20 protein-coding genes and 2 riboswitches are annotated in these 23,551 nt (G+C 72.1%); of the genes, 13 read left to right on the top strand and 7 right to left on the bottom strand.

Annotation, left to right across the window (positions count from 1 at the left end):
• Positions 1-59: 59 nt before the first annotated feature.
• From ctaD to ACH34S_RS14880, 3 genes are all read left to right on the top strand, one after another.
• Positions 60-1,649, top strand: coding sequence for a cytochrome c oxidase subunit I (gene ctaD, locus ACH34S_RS14890; protein ID WP_395953337.1), 1,590 nt, complete (start codon positions 60-62; stop codon positions 1,647-1,649).
• A gap of 3 nt (positions 1,650-1,652) precedes the next feature.
• Positions 1,653-2,063: a cytochrome c oxidase subunit 4 gene (locus tag ACH34S_RS14885; protein ID WP_395953173.1), complete on the top strand. Its 411-nt coding sequence runs from the start codon at positions 1,653-1,655 to the stop codon at positions 2,061-2,063.
• A gap of 201 nt (positions 2,064-2,264) precedes the next feature.
• Positions 2,265-3,494, top strand: a complete 1,230-nt coding sequence (locus ACH34S_RS14880) for an Ig-like domain-containing protein (protein WP_395953172.1) — start codon at positions 2,265-2,267, stop codon at positions 3,492-3,494.
• 19 nt (positions 3,495-3,513) lie between these two features.
• Here the strand turns inward: ACH34S_RS14880 and ACH34S_RS14875 are convergent, their stop codons facing one another.
• The 5 genes from ACH34S_RS14875 to ACH34S_RS14855 form a co-directional block, all read right to left on the bottom strand.
• On the bottom strand, positions 3,514-4,854 hold the full coding sequence (locus tag ACH34S_RS14875; protein ID WP_395953171.1) for a M48 family metallopeptidase: 1,341 nt from the start codon (positions 4,852-4,854) through the stop codon (positions 3,514-3,516).
• Positions 4,851-6,146 (bottom strand): hypothetical protein, encoded by a 1,296-nt coding sequence (locus ACH34S_RS14870; protein WP_395953170.1) that lies wholly within the window; start codon positions 6,144-6,146, stop codon positions 4,851-4,853. The genes ACH34S_RS14875 and ACH34S_RS14870 overlap by 4 nt, the downstream gene beginning before the upstream one ends.
• A gap of 42 nt (positions 6,147-6,188) precedes the next feature.
• The gene (locus ACH34S_RS14865) at positions 6,189-7,010 is read right to left on the bottom strand and encodes a CHAP domain-containing protein (RefSeq protein ID WP_395953169.1); all 822 of its coding nucleotides are present in this window, start codon (positions 7,008-7,010) and stop codon (positions 6,189-6,191) included.
• A 9-nt stretch (positions 7,011-7,019) separates the two neighbouring features.
• Positions 7,020-7,191: riboswitch (cyclic di-AMP (ydaO/yuaA leader) on the bottom strand.
• A gap of 128 nt (positions 7,192-7,319) precedes the next feature.
• Positions 7,320-7,521: riboswitch (cyclic di-AMP (ydaO/yuaA leader) on the bottom strand.
• A 497-nt stretch (positions 7,522-8,018) separates the two neighbouring features.
• A complete protein-coding gene (locus ACH34S_RS14860; RefSeq protein ID WP_395953168.1) occupies positions 8,019-9,062 on the bottom strand; it encodes an NlpC/P60 family protein in 1,044 nt (347 codons plus the stop codon).
• 203 nt (positions 9,063-9,265) lie between these two features.
• Positions 9,266-10,543, bottom strand: coding sequence for an NYN domain-containing protein (locus ACH34S_RS14855; protein ID WP_395953167.1), 1,278 nt, complete (start codon positions 10,541-10,543; stop codon positions 9,266-9,268).
• Positions 10,544-10,866: 323 nt separating this feature from the next.
• Here ACH34S_RS14855 and ACH34S_RS14850 point away from each other — a divergent pair, with 323 nt between their 5' ends.
• The 3 genes from ACH34S_RS14850 to ACH34S_RS14840 all read left to right on the top strand — a co-directional run bounded on the left by ACH34S_RS14850 (position 10,867) and on the right by ACH34S_RS14840 (position 13,819).
• Positions 10,867-12,684 (top strand): DEDD exonuclease domain-containing protein, encoded by a 1,818-nt coding sequence (locus tag ACH34S_RS14850; protein WP_395953166.1) that lies wholly within the window; start codon positions 10,867-10,869, stop codon positions 12,682-12,684.
• Positions 12,685-12,704: 20 nt separating this feature from the next.
• Positions 12,705-13,454, top strand: a complete 750-nt coding sequence (locus ACH34S_RS14845) for a rhomboid family intramembrane serine protease (RefSeq protein ID WP_395953165.1) — start codon at positions 12,705-12,707, stop codon at positions 13,452-13,454.
• A gap of 77 nt (positions 13,455-13,531) precedes the next feature.
• Entirely contained in the window at positions 13,532-13,819 is a 288-nt protein-coding gene (locus ACH34S_RS14840) for an Lrp/AsnC family transcriptional regulator (protein WP_395953164.1), read from the top strand.
• Positions 13,820-13,829: 10 nt separating this feature from the next.
• On the opposite strand, the gene trpD is transcribed toward ACH34S_RS14840, so the two are convergent.
• Positions 13,830-14,888 (bottom strand): anthranilate phosphoribosyltransferase, encoded by a 1,059-nt coding sequence (gene trpD, locus ACH34S_RS14835; RefSeq protein WP_395953163.1) that lies wholly within the window; start codon positions 14,886-14,888, stop codon positions 13,830-13,832.
• Positions 14,889-14,926: 38 nt separating this feature from the next.
• Positions 14,927-15,349 carry a hypothetical protein gene (locus ACH34S_RS14830; protein WP_395953162.1) on the bottom strand — a complete coding sequence of 141 codons (423 nt, stop codon included), beginning with the start codon at positions 15,347-15,349 and terminating at the stop codon, positions 14,927-14,929.
• 94 nt (positions 15,350-15,443) lie between these two features.
• Between ACH34S_RS14830 and ACH34S_RS14825 the strand changes: the two genes are divergently transcribed.
• The 7 genes from ACH34S_RS14825 (at position 15,444) to ACH34S_RS14795 (ending at position 23,527) form a co-directional block, all read left to right on the top strand.
• Positions 15,444-16,100: a heme-copper oxidase subunit III gene (locus tag ACH34S_RS14825; protein WP_395953161.1), complete on the top strand. Its 657-nt coding sequence runs from the start codon at positions 15,444-15,446 to the stop codon at positions 16,098-16,100.
• 68 nt (positions 16,101-16,168) lie between these two features.
• Positions 16,169-17,080, top strand: coding sequence for a c-type cytochrome (locus tag ACH34S_RS14820; RefSeq protein ID WP_395953159.1), 912 nt, complete (start codon positions 16,169-16,171; stop codon positions 17,078-17,080).
• The gene (locus tag ACH34S_RS14815; protein WP_395953158.1) at positions 17,077-18,210 is read left to right on the top strand and encodes a Rieske 2Fe-2S domain-containing protein; all 1,134 of its coding nucleotides are present in this window, start codon (positions 17,077-17,079) and stop codon (positions 18,208-18,210) included. The genes ACH34S_RS14820 and ACH34S_RS14815 overlap by 4 nt, the downstream gene beginning before the upstream one ends.
• Complete coding sequence (locus tag ACH34S_RS14810) at positions 18,207-19,835, top strand: cytochrome bc complex cytochrome b subunit (protein ID WP_395953157.1); 1,629 nt, start codon at positions 18,207-18,209, stop codon at positions 19,833-19,835. Before ACH34S_RS14815 ends, ACH34S_RS14810 begins: the two co-directional genes overlap by 4 nt.
• A 64-nt stretch (positions 19,836-19,899) precedes the next feature.
• A complete protein-coding gene (locus tag ACH34S_RS14805) occupies positions 19,900-21,024 on the top strand; it encodes a glycosyltransferase family 4 protein (RefSeq protein ID WP_395953156.1) in 1,125 nt (374 codons plus the stop codon).
• A 17-nt stretch (positions 21,025-21,041) separates the two neighbouring features.
• Positions 21,042-21,842, top strand: coding sequence for a hypothetical protein (locus tag ACH34S_RS14800; protein ID WP_395953155.1), 801 nt, complete (start codon positions 21,042-21,044; stop codon positions 21,840-21,842).
• Between the two features lie 143 nt (positions 21,843-21,985).
• The gene (locus ACH34S_RS14795; RefSeq protein WP_395953154.1) at positions 21,986-23,527 is read left to right on the top strand and encodes a penicillin-binding transpeptidase domain-containing protein; all 1,542 of its coding nucleotides are present in this window, start codon (positions 21,986-21,988) and stop codon (positions 23,525-23,527) included.
• Positions 23,528-23,551 lie beyond the last annotated feature (24 nt).

Here is a 23,551-nt window from a genome sequence, read left to right as displayed (position 1 = left end):
CGCCCACCGCGACGCCGGCCGGGCCCCGCACGTCCAAGGGCCGCATCCTCGCGTCCTGGATGTCGTCCACCGACCACAAGGTGATCGGCTACCTCTACCTGATCACCTCGTTCTTCATGTTCCTGTTCGGCGGCGTCCTCGCGCTGGTGATGCGCGCGGAGCTGTTCGAGCCGGGCATGCAGGTCGTCAGCAACGAGCAGTTCAACCAGCTGTTCACCATGCACGGCACGATCATGCTGCTGATGTTCGCGACGCCGCTGTTCGCGGGCTTCACCAACGTCATCATGCCGCTGCAGATCGGCGCGCCGGACGTGGCGTTCCCGCGGATGAACATGCTGGCGTACTGGCTGTTCCTGTTCGGCAGCCTCATCGTCATCGCGGGCTTCCTGACCCCGGGCGGCGCGGCCAGCTTCGGCTGGTTCGCCTACGCCCCGCTGTCGGACGCGGTCCGCTCGCCGGGCATCGGCGGCGACATGTGGGTGATGGGCCTGGCGATGTCCGGGTTCGGCACCATCATGGGCGCCGTCAACTTCATCACCACGATCCTGTGCATGCGCGCGCCCGGCATGACGATGTTCCGGATGCCGATCTTCACGTGGAACGTCCTGCTGACCTCCATCCTGGTGCTGATCGCGTTCCCGGTCCTCGCCGCGGCGCTGCTGGCGCTGGAGGCCGACCGCAAGCTCGGCGCGCACATCTTCGACGCCTCGCACGGCGGCGCGCTGCTATGGCAGCACCTGTTCTGGTTCTTCGGGCATCCGGAGGTCTATATCATCGCGTTGCCCTTCTTCGGCATCGTGACGGAGATCCTCCCGGTGTTCAGCCGGAAGCCGGTCTTCGGCTACATCGGGCTGGTGTTCGCGACCATCAGCATCACGGGCCTGTCCATCACCGTGTGGGCGCACCACATGTTCGTCACCGGCCAGGTGCTGCTGCCGTTCTTCTCGTTCATGTCGTTCCTCATCGCCGTGCCCACGGGGGTGAAGTTCTTCAACTGGGTCGGGACGATCTGGCGAGGGCAACTGACCTTCGAGTCGCCGATGCTGTGGTCGCTCGGCTTCCTCGTGACGTTCCTGTTCGGCGGGCTCACCGGCGTCATCCTGGCGTCGCCGCCGATGGACTTCCAGCTCTCCGACTCCTACTTCGTGGTGGCGCACTTCCACTACGTCGTGTTCGGCACCGTGGTGTTCGCGATGTTCGCGGGCTTCTACTTCTGGTGGCCGAAGTGGACCGGCAAGATGCTGAACGACTTCCTCGGCAAGGTCCACTTCTGGCTGCTGTTCATCGGCTTCCACGGCACGTTCCTCGTCCAGCACTGGCTGGGCGCGGCGGGCATGCCCCGCCGGTACGCCGACTACGCCGACGAGTTCGCGGGCCTGAACGAGGTCTCCAGCATCTTCTCGTTCGTCCTCGGGGCGTCCATGCTGCCGTTCTTCTACAACGTGTACATCACGTGGAAGCGGGGCAAGCGCGTCGAGGTCGACGACCCGTGGGGCTACGGCGCGTCGCTGGAGTGGGCGACGTCGTGCCCGCCGCCGCGGCACAACTTCAACTCGATTCCGAAGATCCGTTCCGAGCGGCCGGCGTTCGACCTGCACCACCCGCATGTGGGCGCCAAGGGCGAGCTGGCCGGGGCGAAGGGGGAGTAGCCGATGCGCGTCCAGGCGTTCATGTTCTACGGGTCCGCGCTGTTCTTCCTGGCGACCGACATCGTGTACTGGCTCTGGTCGAAGGACTGGACGGGCACGACGGCGCTGGGGATCTCGGTCGGGCTCGCCGGGCTCATCGGGTTCTACATCCACTTCACCGTCCGGCGCCTCGAGGCCGCCAACGGCGGCCCGCTGTACGAGGACGACCCCGAGGGGAACATCGCGGACGCGGCCGGCGAGCTGGGCTTCTTCAGCCCGCACAGCTGGTGGCCGCTGTACGTCGGGCTGTCGGCCGCGGCCATCTCGCTCGGCATCGTGTTCGGCTGGTGGCTGGTCATCCTCGGCGCCGCCGCGATGCTGCTGTCGACGATCGGCCTGGTCTTCGAGTACTACCGGGGTCATTTCGCCCATTGATCAGTTTCGCCCATTGACCAGTAAAAGAACCCCATGAGGGGCCGGTGTCCGATTTTTTCGGGTACCGGCCCTTTCACATACTGGGCGCCGTTCCAGCGACGTGGCTGGGGAGGCGGATCGATCGCCCAGTAGGACGACCGGGGGGACCACATGCGGGTGGGTGGCTCAGGACCGGGAGACCGGGGGCGGCGGACGGCGGCCGTGCTCATCGGCGCCGGCATGGTCGCGGGCGCCGCGGCGTGCACGGGCGGCGGCGAGGCGGACGGCCGGGACGCCGTGGAGCTCACGGTGTCGCCGGCGGGCGGCGGGGGGCAGCTCAGGCCGGACAGCCCCATCGCCGTCCAGGCGTACCGCGGCAGCATCGCGAACGTGACCGTGACGTCCGGCCGCGGGCAGGTGGAGGGCGACCTGAACGCCGACCGGACGCGATGGCGGTCGCGCTGGACGCTCGAACCGGGCGCGACGTACACGGTCGGCGCGACGGCGGTCGGCGAGGACGGCAGGACCGAGACGGTCAGCAGCCGCTTCACCACCGCCAAGGTCGCGAAGACGAACAAGGTGACGATCGAGGCGCCCTACGACCAGGAGACGGTCGGCGTCGGCATCCCGATCATCATGCAGTTCGAGCGGCCGGTGCAGGACAGGAAGGCGGTCGAGCAGGCGCTGGAGGTGCGCGCCGACAAGACCGTCGAGGGCGCCTGGCACTGGTTCGGCGACCAGGAGGTCGTCTTCCGGACCAGGCAGTACTGGCCCGCCCAGACCAAGGTGAGCTTCCAGGCCCACCTGAGCGGTGTCCGCACCGGCGGGGACGTGTACGGCGGCAAGAACTATGCCGTCGACTTCAAGGTCGGCGACTCGCACATCTCCACGGCGGGCGAGGACAGCCACAAGATGGTGGTGAAGGTCAACGGCAAGAAGGTCCGCACCATCCCGACCAGCATGGGCAGGGGCGGAACGGAGAAGTACACGACCACCAACGGCGTCCACCTGACGATGGCCAAGGAAGACCCCACCGTCATGACGTCCGACTGGATGGGGGTCAGCCCCGGAAGCCCCGGCGGTTACAGCCTCACCGTGTACAAGTCCGTGCGGATCTCCGAGAGCGGCGAGTACGTGCACAGCGCGCCGTGGTCGGTCGGCAGCCAGGGCAGCGCGAACGTCAGCCACGGCTGCATCAACATCAGCCCGTCCAACGCGAAGTGGTTCTACGGCCTAGCCCAGCGCGGCGACGTGGTGACGGTGACCGGCTCGGACCGGGAGCTCGAACCGGACAACGGCTGGGGCTTCTGGCAGATGAACTGGAACGAGTGGGTGAAGGGCAGCGCGCTGCAGCGGTCGGTGACGACGGCGCCGCGCGCGGACGCCGCGACGCTTTCGGCACAGCAGCAGGGCGCGCAGCGTCCGGACAAGCCGCGCGCCGAGAGCGACTGACCCGGGCCCGGCCGCTGGGCTAGCGCAGCGGAGGCGGCTCTGGGACGTGATGCAGTCGCGCCCAGGTGCGGGCCATGGCGATCCGGTCGGGGCCCGGCGGGTGCGTCAGCCAGAGCAGGTACTCCATCGCGTCGGGGTTCAGGTCGGAGATGTTGCGCACCGACAGCTCGTGCTGCATCGACACGAACGTCGCCGGGTCGCGGGTGAGGTTCAGCGCGTGCGCGTCCGCGCGGGCCTCGATCCGGCGGCTGACGAGGTTCTGGGCCGGGGCGCCGAGCTGCGTCCCGGCCGCCACCAGCGCGAGGACCAGCGCGATCGACCGCGGATCCGCCGCCCCGCCCGAGCGGTCCTCGGGCGGGCCGGTGGGGGCGACCCCGGCCCGGCGCAGGAGCCGCGGGGAGGTCATCAGGAGGTACAGCAGGCAGATCGCCCCGGCGATGCCGAGCGCGCCCACGAGCGTCCCGTACAGGACGTCGTCGCGCTTGGCGTGGCCGAGCTCGTGCGCGACGATCGACTTGACCCGGGCGGGCGGCGACCTCAGCAGCGTGTCGTACAGGACAATGCGGCGCGTCGACCCGAACCCGGAGACGTAGGCGTTCAGCGACGTCGTCCGGCGGGACGCGTCGGCGACGAGCACGTCCTCGACGGGCACGCCGTCCCGCTCGGCCATCGCCAGCAGCTCGGTGCGCAGCGGCCCCTGCCGCAGCGAGTGGAACTTGTTGAACACCGGCTCGACGGCGATCGGGTAGATGAACGACACCAGGACGACGAGGAGGAAGCCGCCCGTGGCGGCGCCCGTCCACCAGTAGCGCGGGAAGCGACGCACGACCGCGTACAGGAGCAGCAGCGCGATCGTGTAGATGACCCAGGTGACGGCGAGGGACTTGAGCTGGTCCGTGAGCCACGCGGGCCAGGACTGCGTCGACAGCCCGTACCGGCGCAGCACCGACTCGCTCCAGATGTCGAACGGCAGCCCGGCGGCGCGCAGCAGCGCCGTCAGCGCCAGGGTCGCGAGGACGATCCGGAGGAATCGGCGGCGGGTGCGGGCGGTGACCCAGCCGATGAACCGCGCGCCGAGCGGCGTGAAGCCCAGCGCGAAGATCAGGAGCAGGCCGGCGAGGAGGCCCGTGTAGGCGGGCGGGGTGAGGGCCGAGTCGAACGCCCTGGACCGGGCGATCTCGGACGGGGAGAAGTCGAGCGCCGGATCGCGTTCCACGCGCCCGCCGGGCACGGTGCCGGGCAGCGGGTTCCAGGGCGTCGTCAGGGCGAGGACGGCCGCGACGGCGGCGAACAGCACCCCGGCGGCGACGGCGGCGGCGATCCGCGGCGTCCGCATTCCGCCGGCCGTTCGCTCCCTCACGTGAGCTCCTTCTTCAGGTAGTCGCGCCATCGGGCGGTGAAGCCCGCCCGGGTGAGACCCAGCACCTCCCGCAGCGCGGTGGCCTCCGGGACGCGCCCGGCGGTCCGGTAGAGCCGCACGAGCGTCGCCTCACCGTACCGGTCGGCGATCATCCGGCAGGCGAGCCAGGCCTCCTGGTAGGCCTGGCTGAGGCGCGCCGAGCCGCCGGCGAACGCGCCCGAGGCGGGCAGCGCGGACGGGATCCGCCCCGCCGCCACCTCGCGGCGCAGCTCGCCCGCCGCGGCCCGGACCCCGATCTTCGACCCGCGATAGGCGACATAGTCGGCGAAGCCCTCGACGAGCCACCCCGGCGTCCTGCGGTCGCGGGCGGCGCCGGTCGCGACGTGCGTCAGCTCGTGGGTGAGGACGACGTCGCGCCCGACGTCGTTCAGTCGGCCGAAGGTGCCGGGGGAGACGATGACGCGGTCGCCGCCCGGACCCCGGCCCCCGCCGGCGGGCGGGACGATGGTCGCGAGCGCGGCGATCTCGTCGAGGCGCTGCCCGGGACCGGCGAGCGCGGACGCGAGGGCGGCGCCGGCGGGCACGAGCGCGACGGCCCGCCGCGCCCATCCCGTGCCCGCGACGTCGCTGACGACCGGCACTGCCTCGTCCAGGCGTCTCGCGATCTCGCCGAGGCCGGTGGCGTCCCCGATGACGAGGCTCGCGCGGCCCCCGACGACCGACAGGGGGCCGCCGGCCCAGATCTCGGCGTCGTCGTGGAAACCGTGGGACGAGCCGTCGCCGACGATCGTCCAGGTGCCGGAGCGCTGGGCCAGGGCCAGGTACCCGGTGCGGACCACGTCGCCTCGGTCGAAACCGCGCAGCCTGTAGCGCACATTGACGCGGACGACCGTGGCGCCGCTCTCCGCGTCCGCGGCCTGGACGGTCACGACCTGTTCGCGCCAACCGTGCAGGGGGAGCTTGCGGAGGTTGTCGTAGAGGCGGGACTGGGCGGCCTGGAACGCGGCGGGCGCGGAGCCTACCGTCGCGAGGAAGGCCGTCCGGTCACCGGACTTCACGGCCCGCGCGCGGTTGCCGAGGACGGCCGCCGCGTCACCGGCCTCGTACCGGCCCATTGCTCTGGTCTCGTGGCTCGGGGGCGTCTCTTCGCGGCCGGAGCGAGTGGCGAGGAGGCCCGTGACGCCGCCGAGAAGCACCCCGGCCCCGCCCACGCCGAGGGCCAATGCCCTGCGCCGCGTGACGGGGCCGCCGGGGCCGCCGGGGGCGTCGTCCGCGCCGGAGCCGTCTTCCATGCGCGCGATCCTATGCAGGGCGCGGGGGCGGCGAGCCGGGCGTCACGACTTGTAGTCGGGGTATCCGTAGCCGACGATGTCGCTGCTCGAGCGCTGCTTGATCCGGACCGCGTTGCCGGTGTTGCCCTCGACGGCCTCGATCGTGTCGTCGTCGACCTTCTTGATCACCATGCCGACGTGCCGGATGGCGCCGCTGGACTTGCGGCCGTCCCACGCGAAGAAGACGATCGCGCCGGGCCTGGGCTCGGTGCCCCAGCGGCCGTTGGCCTGGAACCAGCGGGCGTGGGCGACGGTCCAGGCGTCGCTGCCGATCTGGTCGGTGAAGCCGATCTGCTCGCCGATCCAGGAGATGAACATGTCGCACCAGTTCGCGTCGCCGTAGCCGCCGAGGGAGCCGCCGTCGCGTGCGAGCGTCTCCTGCGCGCGGGACGTACCCATGTACCACTTCTGGAACTTGGTCTCGCCGCCGCCGTTCTCCGCGATCCCCACCTGCGACCTGGCGAGCCTGATGGCCTCCGCGGCGGTGGGCCGCGATTTCGCGGCCGCCTTTCCGGCCGGCTTCGCCGGTGCACCGCCGCCCTTGGCGGTCGCGTTCTTCCTGGTGCTGTTCCTGCGGTTCGGCTCGTCCTTCTTGTGGTCCTTGGACGCGGTCACGCGCGCGTCCTTCCCGGTGGCCGCCATCTCGGAGGACGTGTTCGTGGCGGGCAGCGGCCCGAACGGCAATACCGACGCGTGCGCGGTGGCCGCGGCGGTGCCGAGGACGGCGGCGCCGACGACGACGCCGCCGGTCGCCCGCCATGTGATGGTCCGGGTGCTGGGCTTGCGGTGCCTGCCCGGGGTCTTCTTGCGGTTGATGCCTGGCACGGGGGGATCTCCTCGACTTCCATGCCGCCTACCGGGTTAGCTGACGGGTTCGGGCGTGGAAGCCGCCCTACGGCCCGCACGCGGGCAGGCCGATTCACCCCGAAAGGACACAGGTGGGTCCCCGGCTCCGCGTCCCGCCGCGCATGCGCAGGGCGGTCCGCGGACTCGGCGATGGCGGCCCGGGGGCGGGCGCGCCGGTCGGATGGGGATACTCCGGCGGGCGGATCGCCCGCGCGAAGCGCACAGGGATGAGGTGGGCGTGGTCGCACGAGGGCGACCACGCCCAGGTAACGCTGCGGGTTTCACTCCTTCGTCTCTTCCGGACGCCTACCGGGTTAGCTGACGGGTTCGGGCGAGGAAGTGGCCCTACGGCGGGCTCTCACCGGATCGTTCCGGGAGGGCGCACCGATTCACCCCGGGCGCCGGGAATTGCCGTCCAGGGACGGTCCCTGGACTCCGGCGGTTATGGGTCCCCGGTTCCGCGCGTCGGCGGATTCGGCGCTGCCGCTGCGATCCTGGGGGCGATATGGGGCCCGTGCGCGGGACCTGTCTCCCGCGTGCGAAAGAGCGGCGCCTGATGTTGTGTGCGGACGGCGGCCCGTCACCGGGACCGTCCGGCGCCTGACCCTCGGGGCCGCCGCGGCAGCGCTCTCAGCGCCATGCACGCTGCGGGCGTGCGCACGTCGGCTGGGGTCGGGCGAGGTCTGCGTGAGACCGTCGCGGCACCGTCGCGGTGCCGCGGGCGACGCGTGGAGCGCGCCGCCGGGAGGGGAGAGGCGCGTGGCTCGCGCCGCCCGTCACGCGGCGGAGGAATGCGCCGCGCGGGCCGCGGCACCTGGTGGGCGTCGCGGGGGCCACGGCGTCTGGAGGGCGCCGCGAGTGGTGACAAGGTACCAAAGCCCCAACAGAAGGCAAACCCCCACAAAATCAACAACGGACCAGGTCAAAGCCTGGTCCGTTGGTGAAGACGGTCCGTCCGGCCGCGCGAGCGGCGGGCGGAGCGGGACGTCAGGGACGCCCGGCGCCGTAGTAGTTGCTCAGGTAGTAGCCCGAGGTGATGCTCACTTCCTGGACGTTCTTGCCCGTGCTCGGGGCGTGGACCATCTTCCCGTTGCCCGCGTAGATGCCGACATGGCCGAGACCGCTGAAGAACACCAGGTCGCCGGGCTGCAGGTCGCTCTTGTCCACCCGCCTGGTGGCGGCGTACTGGGAGTTGGTGGTGCGGGTGATGCTGACGCCCGCCGCCCCCCATGCCTTCATGGTCAGGCCGGAGCAGTCGTAGGTGCCGGGGCCCTCGGCGCCGTACTGGTACGGCTTGCCGATCTGGGCGTAGGCGAACTGGAGCGCCGCGCGTGCCGAGCCGCTGGCGGGGCCGTTGTAGCTGCGACCGCCGCCACCGCCGCCGGAGGACGTGCCGCCGCCGAGCCGCCTGACCAGCGCCTCCTGCTTCTTGACCTTCTGGTCCAGTTCCTTCTTCTGCTTCTGCAGCTCGTCCGACTTGGACTTCACCTCGTCGTAGGCGGACTTGGCCACGGCCTGCTCGCGGCGCAGCCGCTGCGCGGTGGCGAGGAACTGGGTGAGCTGGGAGGCGCGGTCCTGCGACAGGTGCGAGAAGACCGCCGCCTGGTCGAGGACGGCCTGCGGGTCGCTGCTGCCGACGAAGCCGGTGACGTCCGTCGACTCGCCGTTCTTGTACGCGTCCGCCGCCATCTGGGCGATCTTGGAGCGCTGCTGCTCGAAGGTCGTCTCCTCGCGCTTGCTCGCCTTCGTCGCGGCGTCCAGCTTCTTCTTGGCGATCTTGAGCTTCTCGCGGTTCTGGTTGTACTGCTCGACCTTCTTGTCCATCTCCTCGTTGAGCTGGGTCAGCTTCTTCTCCGCCTGGGCCCTGGTCGGCCTGGGGTCGGCGGCGGCCGGGGCCACCAGCGGAGATGCGAGGGTGGCGGTCACGGCCAGGCAGGTGATAGCCGCCAGGCGACGGGAGATGCCGCTGATCGCCGAGCCGCCTCTACGGTCACGCCGCTGTTCCGGTGCCCCGATGAGTTCTTTGGCCACGGTCGGTATCGCCCCTCTCGTCCACGACGTCAGCGGACGACATTAGCGAGGGTCAACAACCGTCACAACCGATACGTCACTCTTTGATCGACATCCTTGGACATTGTCCACCTACTGTGACTTGCGACTCACTGAGGGCGAGACTTCCCTTATTAGGACTTTATGGCCACCTTATGGCCCGCCGCTTCACGAGCCGGTCTGGCTCACGACCGGCCGAGCCGCCGGAGCAGCAGCGTGGACGGGCACGGCCGGGCGTTCGCGCGCCGCGCCGCGTCCGCCACCTCCCGGTCGGAGGAGACCACCACGACCGCGCGGCCCTGCGGCTCCGCCCGCACCAGCTCGCCGATCAGCTCGTCCGCGGTCTGCCCCGGCCGGCTGAACAGCACCCGGACGCCGCGCGGCGCCGAGATCGCGACCGGCGCGTCCAGCTCCGCGCCGTCGAACACGCACGTCACCTCGGCGCGGGTCTGCGCGGCGAGCCCGCCGAGCCCCGACAGCAGCCGGGTGCGCTGGTCCGACAGCGGCAGCTCCCCGTACCCGGTCTTGGTGACGTTGTAGCCGTCCACGACGAGATGCACGCGCGGCAGCGTCAGCAGCCGGTCCAGCAGCTGCGGGTCGCTGTCGGACAGCGCCCGGCCCGGCAGCGCGCGGTGCGCCTGCCGGTCGGGCTCCAGCGCGCCGACCGCGTCCGCCGGACGCTCGATCGTGGACGGCAGCGCCAGCTCCCGCCGGACGCCCTGCGCCGCGTCCACCAGCGTGTCGAGCAGCATCCGCAGCCGGACGTCCTCGACGTTGCGGCCCTCCCGCGCGGCCCGCTTGGCGGCCTCCGCCGCGGCCTCGGCCTGGGCGGCGCGGGCGCGCAGCTTGCGCAGCTCCTTCTCGGACGCGGCGGTCGACTCCCGCGCGGCGGCCAGCGACCGCTCGGCCTCCGCCGCGGCCGCGGCGGCGCGCTCCTCCGCGGCGCGGAACCTGGTGCGCGCCTCGTGCAGCTTGCGCCGCAGCTCCGCGACCTCGGCCTTGCTCTCGCGCAGCTCGGCGCGCAGCCGGTCCAGCTCCCCGGCGCGGGCGGTGCGGGCGGCGGCCAGCTCCGCCTTCAGCGCGGTGACCCGCCGCTCGGCCGCCTCCTCCTCCGAGGCGCTGGCGGAGCGTTCCAGCTCTTCTCTGGCGGACTCGACCAGCTCCGTCCAGCCTTCGGGGCGCAGCAGGTAGGCCAGCGTCGCGACCCGGACCGGGTCGGCGGCGGGCGGGACGTCGCGGCCCTCGACCGCCGCCACGAGGTCGGCCTGCCCGTCGCGCAGCGGCTCGGCGACGCGGCGCCGGAAGCCGTCGTCCTTCTCCAGCGCCGCCGCGATGTGCTGCCCGGCGAGCTTGGCGCGCTTGCGGCGCTCGAACCGGGCGAACGGGCGCAGCGGCGCGGGGACGTCGTCGGCCGGCAGTGCCCCGATCACCTCGGCGGCGACCTCCACGACCGCCTGCCGCACGGCCTCCGGCAGCGGCCTGCGCAGCTTCTCCCGGCGGGCCTCGGGGCAGCCGCCCCCGGCGGGACGCGCCGTTTCCGCGGGTTCCTCGTCGCCGGGGGTCGCTTCGGGGCCGCTGTCGATGATCCCGCTCCTTCCGGGCTGCGCCGCCGGTGGGCTGTGTCTTCCCGAGCCGTCCGCACCCTAACCAGGGCGAACGTGTGATCGGACGGATGCGCCCGGCCTCCCCGAACCGTCCCCGCCGCCCCCGCCGGGCGGGACGTGCCGGCGCCCCTCAACCCTAGCGGGCCCGGCTTCTGTCGGTGGTGTCCTCTACGGTCGCGCACATGACGGCTGCGCACGGTGTTCAGGCGGGCGGTGTCCAGACGGCCGGAGTCCAGGGAACTCTGGACGACCTCGGCACGCCACTGTCCGGGGTCACCTTCGTGGTGGTCGACCTGGAGACCACGGGCGGCTCCGTCGCCGACTCGGCCATCACCGAGATCGGCGCGGTGAAGGTGCGCGGGGGAGAGGAGCTCGGCGAGCTCGGCACGCTCGTCGACCCCGGCGGGCCCGTCCCGCCGTTCATCACCGCGCTCACCGGCATCACCACCGCGATGGTGACCGCCGCGCCGAAGATCGAGTCGGTGCTGCCCGCGTTCCTGGAGTTCGCGCGCGGCTGCGTGCTCGTCGCGCACAACGCCTCGTTCGACATCGGCTTCCTCAAGGCCGCGTGCGCCGAGAACGGGTACGCCTGGCCCGCGTTCGCCGTCGTCGACACCGTCGACCTCGCGCGCCGCGTCCTGTCCAAGGACGAGGTGCCCAACTGCAAGCTCAGCACCCTCTCCCGCTTCTTCCGGACGGCGAACGAGCCCACGCACCGCGCCCTCGCCGACGCCCGCGCCACCGTCGAGGTCCTGCACGGGCTGATCGAGCGGCTCGGGTCGTTCGGCGTCACCTCGCTTGAGGAGATGAAGAGCTTCGCCAAGGCGCCGACCCCGGAGCAGCGCCGCAAACGGCACCTCGCCGACGACGTCCCGAGCGTCCCCGGCGTCTACCTGTTCGAAGACTCCTCCGGCGAGGTCCTGTACGTCGGCAAGAGCGGCGACCTGCGCTCCCGCGTGCGCAGCTACTTCACCGGCTCGGAGACGCGCTGGCGGGTCCGGGAGATGGTCGGCATCGCCGAGAACGTCCGGACGATCGAGTGCGCCACCGGGCTGGAGGCCGAGGTCCGCGAGCTGCGGCTGATCGCCGAGCACAAGCCGCGCTACAACCGCCGCTCCAAGTTCCCCGAGCGGGCGATCTGGCTGAAGCTGACCGTGGAGCCGTTCCCGCGGCTGTCGATCGTCCGCGAGTGCCGCGCCGACGGCGCCCGCTACCTCGGGCCGATCTCGTCCCGGCGGCAGGCCGAAGAGGCCCGCGCGGCGCTGCACGAGGCCGTGCCGCTGCGCCAGTGCACCCAGCGGCTCACGCTCCGGATCATCGAGACCGGCAAGGCGCGCGCGTGCGCGCTCGCCGAGATCGGGCGGTGCGGCGCGCCCTGCGACGGCCGCGAGTCCGCCGACGCCTACGCCGTCCACGTCGGGACGGCCCGCTCGGTCATGGAGGGCGACGTGCGTCCCGTCGTCGCCGCCGCGCAGGTCCGCATCGACCGGCTCGCGTCCGAGCTGCGCTACGAGGAGGCGGGCGCCCAGCGCGACCGGATCGCCGCGTTCGTCCGCGCCGCGGCGCGCGGGCAGCGCCTCGCCGCGCTCGCGCGCCTTCCCGAGCTGGTCGCGGCGCGTCCCGCGTTCGACGGCGGCTGGGAGCTGGCGGTGGTGCGCTACGGGCGGCTCGCCGCAGCGGGGAACGTTCCGCCGCGCGCGGCACCCCGCCCCTACGTCGACGCGCTCATCGCCACCGCCGAGACGGTGTTCCCGCCCTCCGGCGAGGCGCCCGGCGGCGTCGCGCTCGGCGCGCCGCCGTCCGCGGGCGCCACGGCGGAGGAGATGGAGTGCGTGCTGCGCTGGCTCGACCTGCCCGGCGTCCGCCTCGTCGAGGTCGCCGGCACCTGGACGTGCCCCGCCCACGGCGCCGAGGGCCTGCGCGAATGGATCGACCGCGCCTACGACAGGTCCTACGAGGGCGCGTCCGAGGCGCCCCGCCCGCGGCGCGGCCGCCGCTGAGCCGCCACTAAGGTGACGGGGTGGCCCTGCCCCTCTATGACAGCCAGCCGGCTCGGCGCGTCCCGTGGGTGACGTACCTGCTCGTCGCGGCCAACGTGGTCGTGTTCCTGATCACGCCGATGTCGAACTTCGCCGCCTGGTACGGCGAGGGCCACGTCCGCGAGTGCAGGACGGCGCATTTCACTTTCGAGTACGGGGCCGTCCCCAAGGAGCTGACCACCGGCGACCAGAAGCCGCTGCCGCCGGAGGTCGTCAACGAGTGCGGCCCCTCCACCTTCGGCAAGGCGCCATGGACGTCGGCATTCACCTCGATGTTCCTGCACGCCGGCGCGCTGCACCTGCTGAGCAACCTCGTCGCGCTGTTCGTCGTCGGCATGGGCGTCGAAGACCGGCTCGGCCGATGGCGCTACCTGCTCAGCTACCTGTTCTTCGGGCTCGTGGCCGTCTACGGGTACGCCTTCACCTCGCCCGACTCGACCGTCCCGCTCGTCGGGGCGTCCGGCGCCATCGCCGGGGTGATGGGCGCCTACGTGATCCTCAACCCGCGCGGGCGGGTCGTCAGCTGGGTGCCGCCGGTCATCGTGATGCGGCTGCCGGTGTGGGTGGTGCTCGGGTACTGGTTCGTCCTGCAATGGCTGTCGCTGGGCGACGACGAGAGCAACGTGGCCTACGTCGCGCACATCTACGGCTTCGTCGCCGGGGTCGGGTTCGCCCTCCTGGCCCGCCGCGCGGGCCCCGCCCGCCGACTCGCCGCCCTGAGCCGCGGCTGACCGCCGTGCGCCCTCCCGATGGGGGCCGCGAACCCTCCCGATAGGGTCGGAGCGTCCAGAGCTCAGGGGAGGGTGAAGTGGTCACTGCGATCGTGTTCGTCAAGGCCGACGTCGCGCGCATCCACGAGGTGGCCGAGACGATCGCGGCCCTGGACGGCGTCAGCGAGGTCTACTCCATCACCGGGGACCACGACCTCATGGCGATGGTCCGGGTGCGCCGCAACGAGGAGCTGAACGACGTCATCCCGGGCCGCATCAACAAGGTCCCCGGCGTCGTCGGCACCGAGACGCACATCGCGTTCCGCACCTACTCCCAGCACGACCTGGAGCAGGCCTTCGCGCTCGGCCTCCCCGACGCCGACTAGCCCCGGACGCCTAGGCCCCGGACGGGCGGAGCCCCTGGGACGTCTCGATCCAGCGGTCGAGGAGCACGGTCGCGTCGCCGGAGTCGACGGCCGCCGCCGCGCGCTCGTAGGCGCCGCGGAGCGTCTCCGTCAGCGCCGCCGGGGCGGGTGCGCCCTCGTAGGCGGTGATGAGCGCGGCGGCGTTCAGCAGCACCATGTCGCGGACCGGGCCCTTGCGCCCGGCGAACGTCTCGCGCGCCACCCGCCCGTTGAACGCGGCGTCGGCGCCGCGCAGGTCTTCCGGCTTGGCGGGCGGGATGCCGAGGTCGGACGGGTCGAACGTGGTCTCCGTCGCCGTCCCGTCGCGGACGACCCACACCGTCGAGGTGCCCGTCGTGGTCAGCTCGTCCAGGCCGTCGTCGCCGCGGAACACCAGCGACGAGCAGCCGCGCGCGGCGAACACCCCCGCGACGATCCCCGCCATCCGCGGATGGAACACCCCGACCGCCTGCGCGCCCGGCCGGGCCGGGTTCGTCAGCGGCCCGAGGAAGTTGAACACCGTCGGGGTGCCGAGCTCGCTGCGCGTGCGCGCCGCGTGCTTCAACGCCGGGTGGTAGAGCGGCGCGAAGCAGAAGGTGATGCCGATCTCCTCCGCGATCCGGGCGGTGGCCTCGGGCGGCAGGTCGATCGCGACGCCGAGATGCTCCAGCAGGTCGGCGGCGCCGCAGGACGACGACGCGGCCCGGTTGCCGTGCTTGACCACCCGGACGCCCGCCGCCGCCGCGACCACGGCCGCCATCGTGGACACGTTCACCGTGTGCGCGCGGTCGCCGCCCGTCCCGACGAGGTCGGCGATGGGGCCCGGCACGTGGATGGGCTTGGCGTTGTCCATCATGCCCTCGGCGAGCCCGGTGACCTCCTCGACCGTCTCGCCCTTGGCGCGCAGCGCGACCGCGAAGCCCGCGATCTGCACGTCGGTGGCCTCCCCGCCCATGATGCTGTTCATGGCCCAGGAGGTCTCCTCGCTGCTCAGCGAGTCGCCCGAGAGGAGGGCGTTGAGCAGTGCGGGCCAGGTGGTGCGCGCGTCCATGTCGCCTACCGGGTCTCGGAGCTAGCGGGAGGAGGGGTCTACAGGGCGGGGAGGCGGTCCGCGAGGCGCTTGCGCATCAGCCCGGCGAGCGCGTTCGCGACGGCCATCGGGTCGAGCGGCAGGCTCACCACGGCGTCGGCGCGGGACCAGGTCGCGAGCCAGCCGTCGTCGCGGCGGGCGATGATCGCGAGGACCGGCGGGCAGTCGTACACCTCGTCCTTGGCCTGCCGGCACACGCCGAGGCCGCCCGCGGGCTGCGCCTCGCCGTCCACGACCAGGACGTCGATGTCGCCCTCGTCGAGCCGCGCCACGACGGCGGGCTGGGTGGCGATCTCGACGAACTCGACCTTCGGGAGATCGGCGGCGGGACGGCGCCCGATGGCCATCCGGACCTGTGCGCGGGTGTTCGCGTCGTCGCTGTAGACGAGGACCTTCATCGGGCCCTCAGGCGCGGTGCTCATGGACGTGAAGGGTACCCGGTCGGGACCGGCGGGGACACGCGCGGGGAACCGTAGAAGGGGGGTCATGCGTCACTCACGGGACAGGGGCGCAATAATGCTGCCCGTGACAGCATCCGCGATTGAAACAACACCTCACGCACGGGCGAACCGTCCCAATCTGGTCAGCGTGGGGACGATCGTCTGGCTGTCGTCCGAGCTGATGTTCTTCGCGGCCCTGTTCGCGATGTTCTTCACGATCCGCTCCGTGACGATCGGCCAGTCCGGGGAAGACGCGTGGCCCGGCGCCCCGCTGGACCTGCCGCTGTCGTCGGTCAACACGACCGTCCTGGTGCTGTCCTCCGTGACCTGCCAGATGGGTGTGTTCAAGGCCGAGGCCGGCAAGGTCGGGCGTGACGGGAGCCTGCTGAACTTCCGGAGCTGGGGCCTGCGCGAGTGGTACGTCCTGTCGTTCCTCATGGGCGCCTACTTCATCGCCGGCCAGGGCTACGAGTACTACAACCTCGTCACCCACGACGGGCTGACCTTCTCGTCGTCCGCCTACGGCTCGATCTTCTACCTTGCGACCGGCTTCCACGGCCTGCACGTCACCGGCGGCCTCATCGCCTTCCTGTTCATCCTCGGGCGAACCTACGCCGCGAAACGGTGGACGCACGAGCAGGCGACGAGCGCGATCGTCGTGTCCTATTACTGGCACTTCGTCGATGTGGTGTGGATCGGCCTGTTCGCGGCCGTCTACCTGCTCGATCTGTGAGCGCCGCCGAGACCTGACCCACCACCAGCCCTGACCCACCACAAGACATGACCCGAACGGGGATTTCCGTGAAAAGGATCACCGCATGGCGACGGCGCCCGTGGGCGGGCTACGCCGTCGTGCTGGCGGCCCTGGCGGCGATCGGCGTCGTCTACGCCGGATTCTCGCCGCAGACCGAGCGCGCCGAGGCGACGAGCAGCGCCCAGCTCGCTCAGGACCTGAAGAACGGCCAGGAGCTGTTCAACAAGAACTGCGCGAGCTGTCACGGCCTGAACGCCGAGGGCACCAAGGACGCCAACGGCAAGCCGATCGCGCCGAGCCTCATCGGCGTGGGCGCCGCGTCCGTCGACTTCCAGGTCAGCACGGGCCGGATGCCCGCGATGAACCCGGGCGCGCAGATGCCGCGCAAGAGGCCGATCCCCGCGTTCGACACCTCGATCAAGACCGACTACGAGGACCCGAAGGAGCGCGAGCACGCCGAGAAGCAGAAGGCGCAGGCCGAGAAGAACCTGCGCGACCTGATGGCCTACGTCCAGTCGATGGGCAACGGCCCCGAGGTCCCGCCCGCGTCGGCCGTCGACCCGAAGGGCGGCGACGTCGCGCTCGGCGGCAAGCTGTTCCGCACCAACTGCGCCCAGTGCCACAACTTCACCGGCCAGGGCGGTGCGCTGACCGGCGGCAAGTACGCGCCGCCGCTGTCGGGTGACGACGTCACCCCGACCCAGATGTACGAGGCGATGCTGACCGGCCCGCAGGCGATGCCGGTCTTCAACGACACCACGCTCACGCCCAAGGAGAAGCAGGCGATCATCGCCTACCTGGTGCAGACGCGTGAGGAGCCGAACCCGGGCGGCAACGGCCTCGGCCGCATCGGCCCGGTGAGCGAGGGCCTGGCCGGCTGGCTGATCGGCATCGGCCTGCTGGTCCTGGCCGCCATGTGGATCACCGCGAAGAAGCCGAAGAAGCTGAAGAAGTCATGAGCGACGACAACAAGGAGACCGCGGGCCCCGAGGGCCCGCGCGAGGGCGGCGAACCGCGCGAGGGCGCCGCCCGGCGCGAGCGCGTCGTCGGCACGCCGTCCCCGGCGCGGCAGAAGGCGCTGCTGGCCGAGGACGACATCTCGGCGCCCGCCGGCGTGGGCGAGCAGCTCGACGAGGCGTCCATGAAGCGCGCGGAGCGGATCGTCGCGACGCTGTTCATGGTCGCGTTCGCGTCGAGCGTGGCGTTCATCGCCTACTTCATCGGCTGGAGCGGCCGCGACGGCGGCATGCACGGCGTGGTGCGCGCCCGCGAGTCCAACTTCTGGCTCGGCGGGACGATGGCGCTGTCGTTCCTGGCGATGGCCGCGGGCGTGACCATCTGGGTGCGGCGGCTGATGACCAGCAAGCCGATCGTCCAGGAGCGGCACGAGCTGGCCGCCGACGAGGAGTCCAGGGCCGCGTTCGCCAAGGACTTCATGGAGGGCGCCGAAGACAGCGGCATCACCAAGCGGCCGCTGCTGCGCCGCACGCTGCTGCTGGCCGCCGCGCCGCTCGGCCTGGCGCCGCTGGTGCTGCTGCGCGACCTCGGCCCGCTGCCGGAGAAGCGGCTCCGCCACACCTACTGGGGCGAGGCCGTCAAGCGCGCGAAGAGCGAGGGCAAGAAGGGCGTCCGGCTGGTCGTGGACGGCACCCACCGCCCGCTGCGGGTCAGCGACTTCGCCAGCCCCGGCAGCATGATCACCGTCCTGCCGGAGGGGATCGAGGAGCACGTCCCCGAGGACGAGGTGCTCACCCAGAACGCCAAGGCGGTCACGATCCTCATCAACGTCCCCGAAGACCAGTTCAAGCCCGCCAAGGGACGCGAGAACTGGCACATCAACGGGATCGTGGCGTACTCCAAGGTGTGCACCCACGTCGGCTGTCCGGCGGCGCTGTACGAGCAGACCACGCACCACATCCTGTGCCCGTGCCACCAGTCCACGTTCGACGCCACCGACGCCGCGAAGGTCATCTTCGGCCCCGCGGCGCGGGCGCTGCCGCAGCTTCCGCTGGCGGAGGAGGACGGGTACATCATCGCGACCAGCGACTATCACGAGCCGGTCGGACCGAGCTTCTGGGAGCGCGGATGAGCGACACGACCGCACCTAAGGCGATCGACGGGACGCTCGGGTTCATCGACGAGCGCCTCGGCTCCACGAGCTTCCTCCGCCGCAACGTCAAGAAGGTCTTCCCGGACCACTGGTCGTTCATGCTGGGCGAGATCGCCCTGTACTCCTTCGTGATCCTCCTGCTGACCGGGACGTTCCTGACGCTCTGGTTCAACCCGAGCATGAAGGAGGTCGTGTACGACGGGTCGTACACGAAGCTGCAGGGCGTGAAGATGTCGGAGGCCTACGCCTCGACGCTGCGGATCAGCTTCGACGTGCGCGGCGGCCTGCTGATGCGGCAGATCCACCACTGGGCCGCGATCCTGTTCATGGCGTCGATCCTGGCGCACATGCTCCGGGTGTTCTTCACCGGCGCCTACCGCAAGCCGCGCGAGCTGAACTGGATCATCGGCATCAACATGTTCATCCTCGGCATGCTGGAGGGCCTGTTCGGCTACTCGCTGCCGGACGACCTGCTCTCCGGCACCGGCCTGCGCATCACCCAGGGCGTGCTGGAGTCGATCCCGCTGGTCGGCACCTACGGCTACATGTTCCTGTTCGGCGGCGAGTTCCCCGGGCAGGACATCATCCCGCGGCTCTACATGCTGCACATCCTGCTGATCCCGGCGCTGATCCTCGGCCTGGTCACCGCGCACATGATGATCATGTGGCATCAGAAGCACACCGCGATGCCGGTCAAGAACCAGACCGAGAAGAAGGTGTACGGCTACCCCTTCTACCCGGTGTTCATGGCCAAGACGGGCGCGTACTTCCTGTTCGTGTTCGGCGTCGTGGCGCTGCTCGGGGCGTTCGCGCAGATCAACCCGGTCTGGCTGTTCGGGCCGTACGATCCGGGCGCGATCTCGTCGGGGTCGCAGCCGGACTGGTACATGGGCGTCCTCGAAGGGGCGCTGCGGATCATGCCGAACTGGGAGATCTCCGCCTGGGGCCACACGGTCAGCTTCAACGTGCTGATCCCGGCGGCGGTGCCGCTCGGCATCATCTTCGGCGGCGCGATGGCGTGGCCGTTCATCGAGGCGTGGGTGACGGGCGACAAGCGGCAGCACCACGTCAACACGCGTCCGCGCAACGCCCCGGTCCGCACCGCGACCGGCATCGCGGCGGTGACGTTCTACGGGCTGCTGTGGCTCGCCGGCGCGAACGACGTCCTCGCCGAGCGGTTCCACGTGTCGTTGTTCGCCACGACGTGGTTCTTCCGCGTGACGGTCATCCTCGGGCCGATCGCGGCGTTCATCATCGCCAAGCGGATCTGCCTCGGCCTGCAGCGCAAGGACGCCGACGTCGTCGGGCACGGCGTGGAGTCCGGCGTCATCCTGATGTCGCCGGACGGCAAGTTCTCCGAGCGGCATGAGGCGCCGCGCGAAGAGGAGAAGATCGTCCTGCTGTCCAAGGAGAACACCAGGCCGGAGGCACCCGCGCGGGACGCCAGGGGCATTCCCGCGCCCGGTGCCAAGGGCCCGCTCGGGCACCTGCGCTCGCGGCTCAACCGGGCGTGGACGTTCGACGACGTCCCCGTCGAGGAGCACGGGCACGGCGAGCACGAGGCGATCGAGGGCGGCTCGGACTCCGAGCAGATCAAGCACTGACGCATCGCGTGAAGGGGCCCGGCACCGCCACGGCGGCGCCGGGCCCCTTCATATGCTGGTCGCGATGAAGACCCTGTTCGTCACCAACGACTTCCCGCCGCGGCCGGGCGGCATCCAGGCGTTCGTGCACGGCCTCGCGGCGCGCCGCCCGCCCGGCTCGGTGGTGGTGTACGCGCCGTCCTGGAAGGGCGCCGCGGAGTTCGACGCGGCGCAGCCGTTCCCGGTCGTCCGGCATCCGGGTTCGCTGATGCTGCCGGAGCCGGGCGTGCTGCGCCGGGCGGGCGAGGTGCTGCGCGCGGAAGGCTGCGACTCGGTCGTGTTCGGGGCGGCGGCGCCGCTCGGCCTGCTGGCCCCGGCGCTGCGGCGGCGCGGCACGGCCCGCCTCCTCGGCATCACCCATGGGCACGAGGCGGGCTGGGCGTCGCTGCCGGTGGCGCGCACCCTGCTCCGCCGTATTGGCGACGACGTGGACGCCCTCACCTACCTGGGCGAGTACACGCGGTCCCGCATGGCGCGCGCCCTGTCCCCGGACGCCGCGGCGCGGATGGCCCACCTCGCTCCCGGCGTCGACGAGAAGGTGTTCCGCCCCGGCGCGGGCGGCGAGGAGATCCGGGCACGCCACGGCCTCACGGACCGTCCCGTGGTCGTGTGCGTCTCCCGCCTGGTGCCGCGTAAAGGGCAGGACGCCCTGATCCACGCCTGGCCGCGCGTCCTGCGCTCGGTCCCGGACGCGGCGCTCCTGCTCGTCGGCGGCGGCCCCTACCGCGCCGACCTGGAACGCCTGGCCGTCACCCGCGGCGTGGACGGATCGGTCGTGTTCACCGGCGGCGTCCCGTGGGACGAACTGCCCGCCCACTACGACGCGGGCGACGTGTTCGCGATGCCGTGCCGCACCCGCCGCCGCGGCCTGGACGTGGAGGGCCTCGGGATCGTCTACCTGGAGGCGTCCGCCACCGGCCTGCCCGTCGTGGCGGGCGACTCCGGCGGCGCGCCCGACGCCGTCCTCGCCGGCGAGACCGGCAGGGTCGTGCCGGGCCGCTCCGTCGCCCGCATCGCCGAGACGCTCACGACCCTGCTCTCCGACCCGGCCGCGGCCCGGCGCATGGGCGAGCAGGGGCGTGCCTGGATCGAAACGGAATGGCGCTGGGAGATTCAGGCGGAGCGTCTGGGACGCCTGCTGACGTCCTGAGATGACAGGATGCGTCCATGGACATCGAGGACGCATGGGCCCGCGTTCCCGGGGAGGCCGCCCGGTGGCTGCACGATCTTGATCCCGACCACTGCTACTCGGGGTTCGAGCCGCCGCGCCGCCCCGACGCCGCCTGGCTCCTGCACGCGATGTACTCGTGGGAGGAGGGGCTGGTCACCACGACCCACGACGATGTCCACCAGTCGGTGATCGCGGCGGGCCTGACCGAACCGGCGGACCCGGCGGCCGACACCCCCGGCGATGTCGGCGACCTGCTCGAAGGCGCGATCGTGACCGGTACCGGCCTCGGCCGCAGCGGCCACCCGGGCGCGGGCTGGCGGCGGCTGCGCTGGCGGGAGCTCGCGCGCGGGTTCGGCGAGCCGGTCGTCCCCGACGGGGAACTGCCCGGCAGCCGCTGCCTGCGCCAGGCGCATCCCGCCGGGAGCTGGTCGGCGGCCATCCAGCCGCCCGCGGAGGGCTGCCTCGACCGGGAGAGCTGGTACCGGCTGATCGGGGTGCTGCTGCGGCACAGCCCGTCCGGCGCGGGCACCCGCTGCCTGGCGTACTACTGCCCGCTCGTCACCTCCGACTGGGACGACGAGACCGTCCTCGCCGGGCGGCTGGGCGACGCGGCCCGCCTGTACGACCATCCGGCCATGGCGAGCTGCCCGTCCGATCTGTGGGCCGAGGATCGCTCCTGGGTCGTCTACTGCGACTGGGACCTGTGGGGCACGAAGGTCGTCGGCCCGACCAGCCTCATCGAGGCCGTCCTGGCCGACCCCGAGCTGGAATCACTCCGCCTGCCTTGGAACAGCTGACCTCGGCTCGCCTTCGACCCGCCTGAGAACCGCCTGAGCCCCGCCTTCCGGATACGGCCAGGAATGGACGGTCCATTCCATACGCGGAGCAATCGGACCACTGGGATGATCAAACTCCGGTTGGGTGGGCTGAGGAGGAGCCGGTGCGATCTCGGGGTGTGTTGGTTCTGGCCGTGCTTCTGGCGGTCGTCCTGGTGACGGGTCTCGTGGCGGGCTGGGCGCTGCGGCGCGAACGGGGCCGCGATACGCCCGAGCGGGTCGCGGCCCGCTACTTCGCGGCCTGGAGCAAGGGGAACCTGGACGAGATGGGCGAGCTCGTCGCCGGCCCGCCCGCGGACTTCGCCACGCAGCACCGGGCGCTGTCCCAGGGGCTCGCGGTCACCGCGATCGCGCTGGAGCCCCGTCCCGTCACGCGGTCCGGGCCGGACGCCGCGCGGGCCGCCTTCACCGTCACCCGCTCGCTGAGCGGGCACGGGGCCTGGTCGTTCGCGTCGGAGCTGCGGCTCGGGCGGGTGGACGGCCGGTGGCGCGTCCGGTGGTCGCCCGCGACGCTGTACCCCGGGCTGAAGGGCGGGGGGAGCTGGGCGATGCGGCAGGTGACCGTCCCGGCGGCGACGCTGGCCGCGCGGGACGGCCGGCCGCTCCCGGACGGCGGCCCGCTGGCGCCCTACCTCGCCGCGGTCATCTCCCGGCTGGACGAGGAGGAGGAGCAGCGCGTCTGGGCGATCGAGCTGCGCGACAACGACGGGCCGCCGCAGCACGTGAAGCTGTTCGGCGCCGAGCAGGGCCGCAAGATCCGGACCACGCTGGACCGGCGGGTCCAGGCGGCGGCGGAGAAGGCGGTGGCGGCCGCTCCGGGCCGCGCGGCGATCGTGGCCGTCCGGCCCGGCGACGGCGAGGTCCTCGCGGTGGCGGACGGCCTCGGCGGCCTCGGCGCCTTCATCGGCCGCTACCCGCCCGGCTCGACGTTCAAGGTGGTGACGGCGGGCGCGCTCCTCGCGGCCGGGTCCGGCGCCGGGACCGGCGTGGACTGCCCGGCGTCGGTGGTCACCGCACAGCGCACGATCCGCAACGACGAGGACCACGCGCTCGGCCGGACGACGCTGCGGGGCGCGTTCGCCGCGTCCTGCAACACCACGTTCTCGCAGCTCGCGGTCGAGCGGCTCGGCGCAGACAAGCTCGCGGCGAGCGCCCGCCGGTTCGGCTTCGGCGCGCGGCTCACGCCCGGTGTGGACGCCGCGGACGGTGGTTTCCCCGACCCGGAGAGCGGCGCGGAGCTGGCGGAGGCGGCGATCGGGCAGGGCCGCGTCCAGGCGAGCCCGCTGCTGATGGCGTCGGTCGCCGCCGCCGCGGCGGACGGCTCGTGGCGCTCGCCCCGGCTGCTGGAGCCGAAGCTGATCCGTGAGGGCGGGGGAGCGACACCGGGCCCCCGCGCGGTGCCCGGGACGTCCGCGCTCCGCACGATGATGCGGGCGGTCGTCACCGGCGGCACCGCGGCGGGCGCCGGGCTCCCGGGCGGGACGGCGGGCAAGACCGGGACGGCCGAGATCGGCGGCGGCCAGTCGCACGCCTGGTTCATCGGCTACCGGGACGACGTCGCGTTCTCGGTCTTCGTCGAGGCCGGCGGCTCGGGACCGAAGGTGGCCGCGCCCCTGGCCGCGCGCTTCCTGAAGGCCATGAGGTGAGCACCGGACGTCCCGGAATCGTTG

It is taken from the genome of Actinomadura sp. 3N508, from assembly GCF_044326375.1.
In the GTDB taxonomy this organism is placed as follows: domain Bacteria; phylum Actinomycetota; class Actinomycetes; order Streptosporangiales; family Streptosporangiaceae; genus Spirillospora.
Note: the sequence above shows the minus strand (reverse complement) of the source record. Positions and strands in the feature narration are given on the sequence as shown.